General features: G+C 38.9%; 16 protein-coding genes. 7 read left to right on the top strand and 9 right to left on the bottom strand.

Annotated elements, in window-relative coordinates; all coding sequences use genetic code 11:
• Window positions 1-305 precede the first annotated feature (305 nt).
• Window positions 306-824: a four helix bundle protein gene (locus HYV86_01190; GenBank protein ID MBI2572446.1), complete on the top strand. Its 519-nt coding sequence runs from the start codon at window positions 306-308 to the stop codon at window positions 822-824.
• 30 nt (window positions 825-854) lie between these two features.
• Here the strand turns inward: HYV86_01190 and HYV86_01195 are convergent, their stop codons facing one another.
• The gene (locus HYV86_01195) at window positions 855-2,282 is read right to left on the bottom strand and encodes a hypothetical protein (GenBank protein ID MBI2572447.1); all 1,428 of its coding nucleotides are present in this window, start codon (window positions 2,280-2,282) and stop codon (window positions 855-857) included.
• 116 nt (window positions 2,283-2,398) lie between these two features.
• Between HYV86_01195 and HYV86_01200 the strand changes: the two genes are divergently transcribed.
• Together HYV86_01200 and HYV86_01205 are read left to right on the top strand one after the other, a co-directional pair.
• Complete coding sequence (locus HYV86_01200; protein MBI2572448.1) at window positions 2,399-3,133, top strand: hypothetical protein; 735 nt, start codon at window positions 2,399-2,401, stop codon at window positions 3,131-3,133.
• A 44-nt stretch (window positions 3,134-3,177) separates the two neighbouring features.
• A complete protein-coding gene (locus tag HYV86_01205; GenBank protein MBI2572449.1) occupies window positions 3,178-4,554 on the top strand; it encodes a hypothetical protein in 1,377 nt (458 codons plus the stop codon).
• 28 nt (window positions 4,555-4,582) lie between these two features.
• Here HYV86_01205 and HYV86_01210 read toward each other — a convergent pair whose 3' ends face one another.
• The 3 genes from HYV86_01210 to HYV86_01220 all read right to left on the bottom strand — a co-directional run bounded on the left by HYV86_01210 (window position 4,583) and on the right by HYV86_01220 (window position 6,651).
• A complete protein-coding gene (locus HYV86_01210; GenBank protein MBI2572450.1) occupies window positions 4,583-4,813 on the bottom strand; it encodes a hypothetical protein in 231 nt (76 codons plus the stop codon).
• 174 nt (window positions 4,814-4,987) lie between these two features.
• Complete coding sequence (locus tag HYV86_01215; GenBank protein MBI2572451.1) at window positions 4,988-5,611, bottom strand: hypothetical protein; 624 nt, start codon at window positions 5,609-5,611, stop codon at window positions 4,988-4,990.
• The gene (locus HYV86_01220; GenBank protein ID MBI2572452.1) at window positions 5,608-6,651 is read right to left on the bottom strand and encodes a deoxyhypusine synthase; all 1,044 of its coding nucleotides are present in this window, start codon (window positions 6,649-6,651) and stop codon (window positions 5,608-5,610) included. The genes HYV86_01215 and HYV86_01220 overlap by 4 nt, the downstream gene beginning before the upstream one ends.
• A gap of 206 nt (window positions 6,652-6,857) precedes the next feature.
• On the opposite strand from HYV86_01220, the gene mscL reads away from it, so the two are divergent.
• On the top strand, window positions 6,858-7,163 hold the full coding sequence (gene mscL / locus HYV86_01225) for a large conductance mechanosensitive channel protein MscL (GenBank protein MBI2572453.1): 306 nt from the start codon (window positions 6,858-6,860) through the stop codon (window positions 7,161-7,163).
• Window positions 7,164-7,175: 12 nt separating this feature from the next.
• The gene (locus HYV86_01230; protein MBI2572454.1) at window positions 7,176-7,352 is read left to right on the top strand and encodes a PLDc N-terminal domain-containing protein; all 177 of its coding nucleotides are present in this window, start codon (window positions 7,176-7,178) and stop codon (window positions 7,350-7,352) included.
• Here the strand turns inward: HYV86_01230 and HYV86_01235 are convergent, their stop codons facing one another.
• The gene (locus tag HYV86_01235) at window positions 7,353-7,889 is read right to left on the bottom strand and encodes a hypothetical protein (protein ID MBI2572455.1); all 537 of its coding nucleotides are present in this window, start codon (window positions 7,887-7,889) and stop codon (window positions 7,353-7,355) included.
• Window positions 7,890-7,989: 100 nt separating this feature from the next.
• Between HYV86_01235 and HYV86_01240 the strand changes: the two genes are divergently transcribed.
• A complete protein-coding gene (locus HYV86_01240) occupies window positions 7,990-9,246 on the top strand; it encodes a magnesium transporter (protein ID MBI2572456.1) in 1,257 nt (418 codons plus the stop codon).
• 463 nt (window positions 9,247-9,709) lie between these two features.
• Here HYV86_01240 and HYV86_01245 read toward each other — a convergent pair whose 3' ends face one another.
• Complete coding sequence (locus HYV86_01245; protein ID MBI2572457.1) at window positions 9,710-10,816, bottom strand: ABC transporter substrate-binding protein; 1,107 nt, start codon at window positions 10,814-10,816, stop codon at window positions 9,710-9,712.
• An 89-nt stretch (window positions 10,817-10,905) separates the two neighbouring features.
• Between HYV86_01245 and HYV86_01250 the strand changes: the two genes are divergently transcribed.
• Complete coding sequence (locus HYV86_01250) at window positions 10,906-11,646, top strand: hypothetical protein (protein ID MBI2572458.1); 741 nt, start codon at window positions 10,906-10,908, stop codon at window positions 11,644-11,646.
• 13 nt (window positions 11,647-11,659) lie between these two features.
• Here HYV86_01250 and HYV86_01255 read toward each other — a convergent pair whose 3' ends face one another.
• The 3 genes from HYV86_01255 to HYV86_01265 all read right to left on the bottom strand — a co-directional run bounded on the left by HYV86_01255 (window position 11,660) and on the right by HYV86_01265 (window position 14,194).
• Window positions 11,660-12,115, bottom strand: a complete 456-nt coding sequence (locus HYV86_01255; protein ID MBI2572459.1) for a GNAT family N-acetyltransferase — start codon at window positions 12,113-12,115, stop codon at window positions 11,660-11,662.
• A 278-nt stretch (window positions 12,116-12,393) separates the two neighbouring features.
• Window positions 12,394-13,464, bottom strand: coding sequence for a class I SAM-dependent methyltransferase (locus tag HYV86_01260; GenBank protein MBI2572460.1), 1,071 nt, complete (start codon window positions 13,462-13,464; stop codon window positions 12,394-12,396).
• Between the two features lie 91 nt (window positions 13,465-13,555).
• The gene (locus HYV86_01265) at window positions 13,556-14,194 is read right to left on the bottom strand and encodes a nucleotidyltransferase (GenBank protein MBI2572461.1); all 639 of its coding nucleotides are present in this window, start codon (window positions 14,192-14,194) and stop codon (window positions 13,556-13,558) included.

The raw sequence follows: 14,194 nt of genomic DNA on the forward strand, positions 1-14,194 counted from the left end.
CGTTTGATAGAAGCGGTGTGTAAGTACGAAGGCAACGACGTATTCAGCACGCGCTCACTAACGTCCACACCTTTATGTCGATTTACATATGGCTTTTTTCATTACCTCCAGAACTTGTTCTGGTGGTCCAGAAATTCGCAAGAATTTCACGGACACATTAAGGAAGTCCCCTTCGGGGGACTCTCTTTTTTGTTTTCTTCTTATCATTGGTTTTAACACAAGTAGTCGTAAGACTATTGTTTAGATTCTTTATTGTTGAAATTATTTTTAGTAGTGAAAGTGTTTTTGTATTTTAGATTTAGAACGTGTTAGCGAGAGCACTAGAACCCAGCTCACTCTTTACTACGACTGGCTCACCTCTCACCGTCACACAAATTTATAATGCCTTGGACTTTCTCTCTTCTATGGCTCGTTTGTATAAAACGATTGACTCATATCACTTAAGCTATCAATTCGTTCTTGAACTTTACAAAGTAGTTCATAAATTTCCCGCTTCTGAAGAACATAACATCACATCCCAAATAAAACGCGCAGCCGTATCTATCTCTCTTAATATTGTCGAAGGAAGTAACAAAGCCAGCCCAAAAGAATTCATTCATTATCTCAATACTGCATTTGCGTCAGCAAAAGAAGTAGAAGTGCTCATTAACCTCTCTAAATATTTGGGTTTTCTTTCTACTAGAGACTTTGAATTTCTCGCTGCAAAATTAGATGAGATATGTGCTAAACTCTTTCTTTTTACACGTAATATTGAACAAAGAATTAGTGGCCGGAATCCTAAGTTTAGGTTCTTCCAGAAATTTGAAGAAAATTCAAACAAATAAACAATTGCAACTAACTAGTAATCTTCAATCCTACCTCTCAAACTGATGCGTTGTCCCAAACCAAAGCATTGTCCGAAATTCATTCGTTTCAAGATCAAATGAACTTCTACTCTCGGCACTAAAGATCCCATATGATGCACCCATATCAAATATTCCCCAATACTGTGTACAATCTTGGTCGCGAGATCGCTCAGCACCTACTCCCCAAAATTGTAATGCAGGTCGCGGTGAATCAAGATGTTGGACCGCTGGCATTTTTTTCCAAAACATCGCCTGTGCATTTGCACTATCAGCAGTTTCATCACGTTGGGCAGACAATTCTACTCCCCATCGCCCATTAACAAAATCAGCATAAGGTCGTTGCCATTGTTGAATTGGTGCAAAATCACCTACATGAGTAGAACGCACATCGTAATTAAACGCATCCAGCGTAGTGAGTGTCAACGACGGAGAAACTCGCACATGAAATCCTTCAGGCCCATTGTCATAATGATATACTTGATTTAAAATACCAAATTGGGGAGTAGCTCTTTTCGTATCTTTATCTAATGAAACATCTGAATCAACAAGCCATCCTTGCGAACTAACATAATTTCCTTCTCCAACAATACCGGCACTTACATAAAATTGTTTAGACATCCATCCTACAAAACCGCGAGTCAGTTGCGTGTCTTTATTGCCAATGAGTTGTATATCTCCTACAACCCCCCCTAATTTATGTCCTATGTAGCGTGTTTCAAGCAACGCTAATTTTTCTCCAGCAACATACAATATCCCGGGTCCAACCATCGTGTTAACATATGGTTCTAATAATAATTGTGCGCCAACTTCATTATCACCTTGTGAATTAGTCGTCGTTGCACCAAATGCTTCCAATGCCACGGGACCAAACGAAACGGTACGAAATCCTGCTCGGATTTGATCATCAGGATTGCCGGCAATACTCTCGGGGATACGTTGATATTCTAATGCCGCAACTCCTCCCTTCTGTGTTAAAAGTGAAAGACGACCTAATTGATCTCCATCACTTTGGCTCGTCAATCCAAAGAAAAGTGAAGTGGGGCGCTGTAACTGAGTATGTTGTAAAAAATCATACGGTGCTTCACTCTCTAATGTCTCTTCTAATCTTGTTGGTTGTAGGAGTGTTTCCTGTTTTACAGTAGGTGCATGAATGGGGATAGTAGATGGGGTAGGGATCGCCGAAGGTGGAGCTGTAGAAGTAGGGGCTGGTTGTGAAAGTGCTGGATCTGGAAGTGATCTCACCTGCACTGGTTCAAAATCTATTACTTCTCCACTAGACGGAGCTGGAGGAATAATCGGTAATTGAGAAGGTGGTGCAGAAGGCAAAATCGTGCTTGCACTTACGGGAGCAGGTTCACTTGATGGTGCCGGCACTTGAGCTGATGCTACTGCATATGATAACCCAATACTCATTACCACCGGAGAAACATATTTCATAATACTACCTCAACTATTCTTATCGTGAAGTGACAGCATTTAAATTGATTATTATACTCTAATCTACATGTCGCATTACAATAAACATTATTAAAGAGATATAGCCCAACAGGGTCATGAGTTCTTATCAAAGAGTAGTATCTACTGTACTGCTGCCCTATGTAACAATGGCATTCACTGCCTGTGGTGAGGATTTTGAGCAGTCCGGACAAGTAGGCTTTAATCAAAACGATCCTTCTCCAATCTATAATCCTGCACGATGTGATTCTACTGTTAATTGTGCCCCAGAACAACCTGCTCAACAACCAAGTCCAAATCCTACTCCTCAACCGCAACCTACTCCACACGATGCCGGAACATTAGCTGACATTGTCGACACAGCCATTCCGCCCGATGCAAGCTGGGCAGGTTTATGTGCAGCCTATGGAAATGCCGGTGATGGAAGCGCATGTACTCTCTTTGATACTGCTTCCAACGAATATGATGATCGTGGTCAAATTGGCTGTGGTCGTCGAGGAGAGTTTTGTTGTTATGATCCACGTCTTGATGCAAACGCTGCTGGTCTTCCTGCTGACTATTGTACACCTGGCAACCTTGCACCATCATTTCCACGTCTAGCTTCAGATGGTCAATGTGTCGATCAACGTGCTTTTGGCATTGAAAATTGCGTCGCGTATGTAATGGATACTGATGGCAAATTCAAACGAGAAGAAATCGGTGAACCAAGTTGTAATACTCAAGGAACTGCCTGTTGTTATGTTGATGTAGGAACTGACGAAAAATTATTTCAAGAATGTCAACCACGGGGAAACGTCACTTTATATAATCCTCGTGAACAAACAGATCAATAAAATCTTATTTTAGAGGTAAGGTAGAGTTTGGAAAGGTGTTTATTATGACAGATCAAGGTTCAAAATTTTCTAGAGGTAAAGGAGCACCTCCAGCAATTCCGAAAGGTGACAGGGTAGAAGTAGAGTTGTTAAATACGGGTCAAATGGCGAGATTAGGCATCATTGAAGAACCACCTGCAACAATCTATTACCAAATCATGAATGGTCCTGTCCCAGCAACGACGTTAGAAGATGTCTCACGAATACTTGCAAAAAATCCTAGTGAAATGAGACGTAATGCTGGTTTCTATGACGAAAGAAATATCGTTCATGAAGTTCCTCGAGGTACCTATGCTCTAGCACGACCTGCCGGTAGCGCGAGTGGTCCGGAACTAGTTCGACATAATGATGATGGCACCATTGTCTCTACTCCTATTGAAGAAATAATTTCTAAAGGGTTAAGAATACGTGATGAAGAAAATGCTCGAATCACTGCGCAACTTGCAGCAGAAAGAAAATCAAAATTAAAAATTGGTGTCGGTGCAGCAGGAGTAAGTCTAGTCGGAATCGCAGCTTTAGTTAGTGCTGTTGCTCTCTACACACATACAACGACAACTGATTCAATTTTTGCAAATTCACAAAATCAAGCAAGAGAACAGTACGCACTCGCAACAGCTGATCTTACTCAACTCGCATCAAGTGCTCTTGCGTTAAATAAAGACGTCGCAACCACCCGAGAAGCAGTAATTAATACTTTAGCATTAGTTCGAGAAATAGATGCTGACTTGGGCAATCTCGATCACTGGAGAAGTTTGATGCAAGAAGATGTTAGATTAGGCAGAGAAGACCTTGCTGGCATAACTACTGAATTTACAGATCTAAATCAAAGATACACTCGCGAGATTCTTCCTATTCAAGCAACAACAAAAGATCAATTAGAACGACTTGGTTCGGATTTAGATATTTACAAAGAACTTCCTGGGATGGCCCAAGGTGTTCGTCAACGCGCTAAATGGGAAATTAAATCCTATGCTTGGCTTGTTGAAGCTGCAGCGAAGAGTTCTGCTTCACATCGTCAATTTATCAGTTATATGGGCAGGTTCCAAAACACTATTGGTCAACGCATGTATCGCGAATCACAGGCTGAAATTCGCGGATTGCTTGCTCAAGAAAGTACAACTCCAGCAGCATATCACACTGCGATGGGAGATTTAGTTGGCAGTTTCGTTGATTTTGGTCCTGTACCTAAGCAAAATTATGCTAGTGTTGTCAATGGTGATTTGCGACTTAAAGCATCAGATTGTGCTGACGCAAAAAATAAACTTGTTTTAGTTGTAGGAATTGATCCAAAAATGAGTGATCGCCATACAACACTTATGCGTGATGTGATTTGTACGAGTCCAGAAGCAGGAACGTATGTCGTCACGTTAAAAGGAAATTAATTTATTAATTTTCAATTTTTCTTGTTTTTTATTCTTCTAACACATCATCCCCCATATCTTTGTAATCTTCTTTCCCAAACTCCCACACTTTAGCAAACCAGATTTTTTTATTACTACTCTTAACATCCCGTAAGATCTTAGCATACTCTTTACGCACTTGCTCAAGAGTATCAAAGTAAAGAGGTTCAAACATCTCTCTTTGTTGAAAAGCACCTTCTCCTTCACATACACCCACAATGAGCTTGTATTTGTTGTTCATTAAAGTCTCTTAAGACTTCCCTGCTAAAAATCTTTCGAGTGAGAATATGTCAACAATATGGAAACCAATTAAATTCTTCGGTACTATAGGTTGGTTTCCTATTAGAAATCCAACACATTTGCCGAATTATTTTATTGGATTTCTATAAAATAAAAAAATAATCATTAAAAAATCCTACATTAAATCATCATTCGGTCTTTCCCAAGCTGGCCACGTTCGTGCTAAAGTTTCAATTAATCTTGTCTGAAGTGTTTTCTTCGCTGGCCCACACAGCTCAGCAACCAAAGTGGTATAGATCCCAATGAATTGTCTGTGATTAATTCTTCCAAATGGTCTTGCTTGAGCGCACTCTGTAACTCCTGCTTTCAACAAACTTACGCTAAAATCTAATCCATTTGCCATATCATGATAAAGTAAATCAGAAACATCAGAATGTGAAATTCCATTCCTATTTGTGCTAAAACCAGCACGAACGGCGAGAGTATATTTCTCCCTATTCACTACTATATTTCCTGAAGTCACTTGCTGATAATACTCCCTAATTTTCTCTTCAAGAAATTCTTGATAGGAACTAACCCCCAAAACAATTTTACTAAAATCAACTCGATCTTGCATGCGTCCAGTATAGGGAGTTTTTGGGCCGATTTTCAAATCTAATTCAAACTCTGGTGAGAGAGAAAGGTATGCTCTCTCAATTACAGAGATCATGCTATAATACTCTCGAGCCAGACCACTTGCACCTAAATCAAGTTGAGCAGCCAACGCTGCCGGAACTCTTTGTAAATCTATATTGTTCACTTTTTCTCCATAACATCTTTCTCTTTCTTCTCCCCTTCCACAAACGCTCCCGCTACAAGTAACGGAAACGCAATCGATGCATCACAATGAATTTTCACCGCCGGCGCATCCGGCTTAACTTTACCCCAGGTAATTGCTTCTTCAATGCGCGCGCCACTATCTGATCCATCAAACTCTTGTGCTGTGTTAATATACACCGCATAATCAAAACCTTCTCGAAAAATATTGGCATTTAATGCGAAATGTTTGCTAATCCCACCGCCAACTAAAATGCCGCCAGTCTTCTCGCAGTTTAATACAATGTTGACAATGTCTTTCATTTCTTTGGTGATATCAAGCATGAACTCTGGGTGACTCTGTTTGAAAAAATAGATCAAATCTCCCAATGACCCGTCAATTAAACCTGGACAAAAGATGGGAATATTATTCTTTGCCGCCCAATAAAGTATAGAACTTTCATCTTTAACAGCTAATCCTAATTCGCGAATAAAATCTTTAGGACACATGACCTGTCCGGTCTTTTGCTGTTTGGCAAACGCTTTGGCAAAGACATCTTGCATGAATTTTTCAAAATAGGCAAATCGATCATTAGGCACGAAAATATTTCCAGTACGATTTACACCATTCTCAAACATCATTCTGCCAGAGACATCGAAGCGGCCAAGAACAAACGGTTTCAAACATTTGATAATATCCTCTTCAATTCCGCCAGCCGAAGTAATCAATACATCAACTTTTTTGTGTTTCACAAGATATTTGATAACCTCGCGGTTACCACAACTCACTTGATTTGACGTATACGAAAGAAATATCGTTGCTTTCTCTCGACGCATTGCTTTCACTACTTCGATACCTTGCGAGAGATGGGTAGCTTGAAAGCCTTGCTTAAAAAGCGATTTCAAGAATAACTCAAAATCAAGACCTTTCTCGAAGTCGTAGCCTTCAATGATAGGATGACCATCAAGTGTCATCGTCTCTTTAGGCATATATTGATGATGATGTGCTGCATCAACAGGATGAGTAACTTTTGTATTTTTCATGATTGGAAACCTCCGCTGTGGGATTGTCGTATGGAATATAAACCTAAAATTATAAATTACTAACTATTGAGAATGAGTGATGATATTAACTTCCAGCTTTACGAACGGAATCCATAATGATCAAAAATGACTAGTTCTTTAAAATGATTATGGAAAAATCTATCTAAAAAAGAAATCTATAAAAACAAACCAAAAAATAACTACCCATGAAACTCATAACCGAATTTAAAGAATTTCTTGCAGAATACAAAGTTGTTGGTCTTGCGGTGGCATTTATCATTGGTGCTGCTGCCACAACTCTTATCAAATCGCTTGTTGATAACATCATCATGCCCCTCATAACGCCTTTTGTTCCTGGTGGAGCTTGGCAGACGGCAACATTTTCTCTTGGTCCAATCGTAATCGGTTGGGGGGCATTCGTCGGTGCAGTAATCAACTTTATCATCATTGCCTTTGCAGTCTTTTTGATTGCAAAATGGGTTTTAAAAGAAGAGAAAGTAACAAAGAAATAAGAGGTAAAAACTATGTTTCAAACAATATTGTGGATATTAAGTGTCGCAGCGTTCTTGTACGTTTTAATTGATATACTCCAAAACCAGAAGAAAATGAATCAGAATCACAAGATAATCTGGATCATCTGCGCATTAATCTTCAACATCATCACTGCAGTAGTCTATTACTTCGTGGTTAAGAAGAAATAATCAGGCATAGAGCAGAGTGCCTTTGTAAAAACTTAATTCTTTTTCAATTCTTTTTTTCATTTCATCTGAATTCCCTTTTCCTGTAACTCCTGGTGCATCAAAAAAGGATGCAGCATGGATCAGATCAATTCTTTTGTTTTTTAGAAACCCTATACCTGCTTGCCACAAATCGATACACTCTGTTTCAAACTCTTCTTTGAGAACTTCTCTATGTGCATCAATACCTATGACTTTTGCGCCCGCTTCATGCAGCAACCGTCCTAACCACGGCTCATAGGCATACGAAGGGGTATCAAATGAAACTGTGCTTCCACAACCAAGATCAACAATGATCTTGTTCTTGACATTTCCTTCCAGTGCCCACAGTACTGCAGGTAATTGTCTGGCTAATGCAGGAATGGCTCGTTCGTAATACAATAACTCTTTTCCTTTGCAATACTTCTCAATTAACACTTTTCTATACTGTTGTTCAAGATGATGGGCAAGATCAGAAAAAGAAGAAGGGATGGATGTTTGTGTGTAATCGATCCAGAGCATAATTATATAGATAGAATGATCCTTTTTAAGTTATTATACCTTTTCCAACCCCCATATCCTAACAGCTACCTTTAAGAACCCTAAATTCTTTCCTATCCCTATGAAAAGAGGGACGGATCAAAATATTCTCCACGAGTTACTCTATTCTTCAAAAAACCGTCTTGCTCTCTTTAAATCAATTCCTCTCAATAATCAGGGCTTTACTTTACTCCAACTTGCCCGTAAAATTCAGCGAGATATTATGCATCACCTCAGCGATCAAGAGCTTTCGAGAATTCTTAATTACCTTGACCCTGATAAAATCACTGATCTACTTCAACTTCTCGAGAAAAAACGCCAAGAAACCATTCTCAAAAAAATCAATGAATCCATTCGTGATAAAGTCACCACCTTACTCAAATTTGATCCTAACACCGCAGCAGGATTAATGAACCTACAATATCTTGAAATACCTCTCCACTTTTTGGTTCAGGAAGTCGCTGACCTGCTTCGCAAACATGAAAAACGAACTGGCAAGATCCCTACTCTTCTTGTTGTAGAAAGAGGCTACCTTCAAGGCGAGCTTCCCATGCATTCTCTAGCGCTTGCCAATCCTAAAGAACGCATTGACAAATATGTGCATAAAATACCTGTCATCCATCACACCCAGAATTATGATAAAATCATAGAAGTATTTCGTGAACATCAACATCGCAAAATTGTCGTTCTTGATAAAGATAAAAGTATTATGGGAATTATTTATCCTGAGGATGTATTAAGCCTTATTGATGCAAGAACTGGTCATAGTCTCAAAAAAGCAGCCGGTGTGCATGAAGAAGAAGAAGTGTATGATTCTTTTGCTAAAAAAGTAAAATATCGTTGGACGTGGTTGGTTATTAATCTCGCAACAGCATTTCTCGCTGCATCAGTTGTCAGTCTTTTTTCAGATACAATCTCTAAATATGTTTTACTCGCAGCCTACATGCCTATCATTGCTGGTATGGGTGGAAATGCTGCAACACAGACCATGGCAGTATTTGTTCGTGGCATTGCGCTTAAAGAAATCGAACTCAACAAGTATGCTCTTGAAGCGATAAGCAATGAAGTTATTGCAGGAGTTATTAATGGTTTTATTACTGGTGGAATTGCTGCGTTGATTGCAGTCTTTTGGAATCAAAGCCCCATGCTCGGCGTTGTCGTAGGTTGTGGTATTTTGATCAATCTAATGGTTGCAGGTTTCTTTGGTGGATTAATTCCATTAATCATGAAAAGATTAGGTAAAGATCCAGCATCATCAGCAACGATTTTTATTACGACCGCAACAGATGTATTAGGATTCTTCGCGTTCTTAGGGTTGGCAACGTACTTGTTGATGTAGGGGTCTAGGATTCACCCCAAAATGTTATAAAGGAGTAGTGCTTCTTGTATAGGATAAAGAGGTGTAATGATGTGATTATTTCATGATCGCTTAAGTGATATATCTATAGAATTAAATAAGGGTAATCCAGAAAAAGCAAAACAAGTTCTAGATCGACATATCAAAGCAGAACACCAATTTGGCTCCGACTTAGCAGGATTACAAAGTGCAATTGGTGCGTATCAAAGTGACTTGAGTGGATTACAAGAGGCTTTAAATCTTAAATCTAAATTAGCTAATACCTATCGATTTGAAATGGCAAGAAGATTGGTTGAGGATGCACAGAAACACATTGAAACAATTGAGATTCTTATCCAAAAATTAAGAAAAGACGAAAGAATTGGATTACGATAACGTTTTTTTTAGTTTCTTTTGCTTTAGTTTCTTTTACAATTCATCTAACTGGAGATCCAATCAGTTTCGATTACTCTTTCACAACCACAAACTGCCCATTCTCCACTTTCTTAATCATAAATGGATACGAGACATCGCCAGCTGCATCAAATGAAATTGGCCCGAAAATGGAATCGCTATTATGTACCAAATTGAGATGAGTACGGGCACATTCTTCGTTCGCGTTACAATCTTCAAATGCTTCTAGTAATAATTTCATGGCAATATAGCCCTCAGCAGAATATGTACTTGGATCTTTACCATATTTTGCTTTATATTTTGTAACAAATTCTTGAACCACAGGATTAGGCGATGCAACGTCAAATGGATAGGGATAAAGCATCTCTTCTGCACCAGCACCGGCGATACTCACCAGATCAGGATGTTCGACAGCTCGTGTTGAAACAATAGGTATAGAAAACGATAACTCTTCTGCTTGTTTGAGAATGCGACCTACATTTTTGGCATCTGCAGCGATATACAAAACATCGGGCGATGCTATTTTGATTTTTGTTAATACTCCACGTAGATCTTGTTCTTTCGCATCAAACGCTTCTTCTAAGACAATTTTACCCTCCGAAGCAACGAACGCATCCGTAAACCCCTTTCGATGTCCTAATCCCATGTCGTTGTTAAGATACAATATTGCAGCAGATTTGTAATGATATTTACTGATAACATAATCAACAATTGCTTTGTTCTCAAGCTCTGCACGAGCAGTTGTTCGAAAGGAGTAATCACTCAAACTGGTATAATCTGGAGTAGAAGAGAAAACTGCCATTTGAAGATTATGGTCCTGGTTAAGTACTGGTTGGAGAGCAAGACTAACAGGGCTCATTGCGGTAATCACAGCAGCAAGATCGGTGCGTATTGTTATTTTTTCATATGCGCTCAAAGCGACTTTGGGATCAGCTTGATGGTCTTCAATAAAAAGATTGATCGTCAAGTCTTGAGGCTTTTCATCTAATGCGAGCATGACTCCTTCTTGTGCGTCTTGACCGTATGCAGCAACATTAGTAGTAAGAGGAAGAAGCATTCCGATGTTAAGAACATTTTTTTCTTGTGTCGGTGTTGAAGAACAACCAAATAAAATAAGTGATAGTAGCACAATAGCGGGAAAAATAATTTTCGGTTTCATAGCATCAAAAATCAGAAAAATAGTATTTTAATTATTGTCATAATAATTACTTACGACAAATTTAAAAAGAGTGGTACTAAATTATAATTATGGATGCTTCGATTCTTGAAAAGATTGGTCTTACTAAGAATGAAGCAAAGCTCTATCTCGCCCTTCTTGAAATGGGTTGTACTGCCGCTGGTCCGTTAATTAAACGAATGGGGATGCATCGAGCACTAGTCTACGAACTTCTCGATCTTTTAATTCAGAAAGGGATTGTTTCTTATGTTATTGCGGCAAATCGTAAACTCTTTCAAGCAGAAGATCCACAGCGGTTAGTTGAATTTGTTACCAGTAAGAAAGATGAGTTAACCGATCAAGAGCAACAGCTTGAAAAACTTCTTCCAAGTCTGCGTGCACATCGAAAACTGGCTGCACAAGATCAAGAGGGGTCAGTCTATAAAGGAAAGAAGGGTATCAAAGCTGTGTTCGAGGATATGCTCCGTATCAAAAAGCCCTGGCATGTGTTTGGTGCCACTGGCCAATTCAAAGAATATTTCGGTCCATATTTTCTCAATCTTCATAAGCGTCGTAGCATACAAAATATTCCGCTCAAAATTATTTTTCGAGAAAGTGTTCGTTCTCAACAACGTGAGAAAGAGTTAGCCAAAGCGCAGATTCGCTATCTTCCCGTAAAATATCTAACCCCTTCCACGACTTTTGTCTATGGTGATACTGTGGCAATTCTCATCTGGGACGTTGAACCGATGGCCTTTGTCATTCGAAGTAAAAGCGTTGCGCAGTCGTATTTGGCGTTTTTTGAGATCTTGTGGGAGAATGCAAGGGGTTAGGTGTTCCTAATCTTTACAATTTCTTTTCCATGTGGATAATATCATCGCCGTCTTTAATCCCTTCTATGCCTTTTGTCTTTGCGCATTTTGTAATCCTAAATCCGAATTTGTAATAAAATGGAACCGCCCGAGCACTTGACCAATGTACCCATAAAACCACTTTACGCAGTTTCATCGATTCAATAATACTCATCATTTCGCTAAATAAAGCGGACCCTACATTCTGTTTTCGATACTCTGCAAGAACCGCAATATCATTAATCTCTGCAACAGATTTTGATTTCAATACAACTGATATTGCTCCTACGATGCGCTCATCTCGTTGATCCACTAAATTGAGTTCAGCAAAATTAAGAAGCCCTTTTTTTGTCCAAGCAAGAATTTCTTCTTTTGTAGCATAGAGATTTGCATCTTGATACAAGTCAACAACAGCATCTAAATCAGAAAGAGTCATCCTCCGAATTGCCATATACTTATTTTTTTTGTGAGTAGAGATTATAAACCTTATGTGGAAATAAACTCTGTGGAAAAAGTAGGTAAGCAGCTCAAAGGTCGAGCTTTTTTCTATCAACATCGAAACCGACAAGAGGGTTGCTTCATCCGGAGAACACACAATGAGGAAACTACCTCATTGGCGTGCCAGAAAAGCCGTCGCTTTTCTGTGCATGTCGGTAAACGAGAAACACAGTAATAAGCGAGAAGCTGCTTAACCCGAGCAAAACGAGATTTTCTACAGAGCTGGGGAATCTAAACAGTAATGTAAAGAAATTGTCCCACTCTCATATGCTGAGCTTGTATTGCTCCTGCGCACGACATGAAATAGAAATGCCATTTGCGTCGTTCTTGTTGTGACATAGAAATAACTCCTTGTTGCAATGAGTCTTGAAGATTTTTATCCCACGCTACCAATGTTGGGTGGTAATGGGGCGTTAATTCTTGAAAATGTGGATGTTCGTTACTATATGGCATTAAAGTACCCTGTGCTGCTCTTGCAATGTGTTTTCTTGGAGGAAGTTCACCATTTGGGAAGATATGTTTATGCAACCAAGGATTCGATGCTGGTGTTGAATAAGGGGTGTATAAAGTGTGAAGAAGAAATGTACCTCCTCGTTTGAGACTTTGATCTACTATCCTAAAAAAAGTCGAATAATTTTTATGACCAATATGTTCAAAAATCCCCACGGCACTCACTGCATCGAATGGTTCGTCTAAGAGTTTTGGGATGTCTCGATAATCTCGACACCATACTTCTACATTTTTCACAGTTCTTTGTATGTGTTCTGCTTGCTCTTTGGATAGAGTTACAACTGTTGGCTTCACTCCATATCTCTCACTCATAAATCTGGCAAGACCACCCCATCCCCCGCCGATGTCCAATACTCTTTGACCTTCTTGTAACTTTAGCTTTTGACAAATCAGATCCATCTTCTGTTCTTGTGCCTGATTTAGATCAGCAGTGTCATCAAATAATGCGCATGTATATTGAAAAAACGGATCGAGAAATGCTGCATACATTTCAACTGGCAAATCGTAATGCTCTTCGATCACTTTCCTCGAGCCAGTTCTATCTTGGAAGTTAGCAAATTGGCCACGTACAATTCTTAGGCTGTTGTAGGCAGGTGCAATCTTTTGATAGATGCCTTTTGAGAGAATATCACAAACTAACTCATCAATTCGCAGGTGGTCCCATTTGCCCTCAATATAAGAATCACCCAAACCTAGAGAACCACGTAACAACACATCACGTAAGAAAGAAGGGTCATGAACTTGAATTTCTGGTCCGAATAGTGATTCAAAGAGGAGTCTTGAAAGCGACATGGGTCACTTTTTGTGTTTATCATTATTTAATCTTAACGATAAGATAGTCGAAATTGAAATAGTTATATTCTTATTTTGTTTAAACTCTTAATTAACTCTCAAAGTACATTTTTCTCAACCTATCAACTTCGTCCATAATTGGAATATCAACTCCTCTTTCTACAAGAATGTCAAGTCTTTCACCAATCCAGGTGATCCAGATATCGCGTTTACGTTGTTTAATCTGATTTTGGAGTTCCTCTAGAATAATATCCCAATTGGGATTTTGTGTTGATGAGATACTTATACAATCAGTTAGATCGCCTTCTCTTTGGGTCATCGTTTTGAATAAAAATATGTCTTCATTTGAGCAAAGAAATACAGTAATGTGGCTTAATTCAATCACTTTTTCTGCTCTTTGGATCATACTTTGCGATAGAGAGAACTTCCCACATACTTCTGTTTCAAATAAGTCTATTCTAAAATCGTCTCGTTGAAATATTTGATTTAGGTTCATATTGGCGTATTCTTTACTGGGAATTCTTACAACAAAATTTATTTTTTTAAGTGAATTCTGGATTTCAAAGAACGCTTCTTTATTGGCAACAATTAGATCAATATCTTTTGTTGCAGCTTTCATTCCTCTCTTAAGAAGAGCAGCTCCGCCAATAACGTATACGTTCACTTTTGTGTTTATTGCATTATTGAGTTCTACGAATAACTTCTCTATTTCAGTGAATGTTTCTATCAT

Source organism: Candidatus Woesearchaeota archaeon (genome assembly GCA_016188115.1).
Classification (GTDB): Archaea; Nanobdellota; Nanobdellia; order Woesearchaeales; family GW2011-AR9; genus JACPIK01.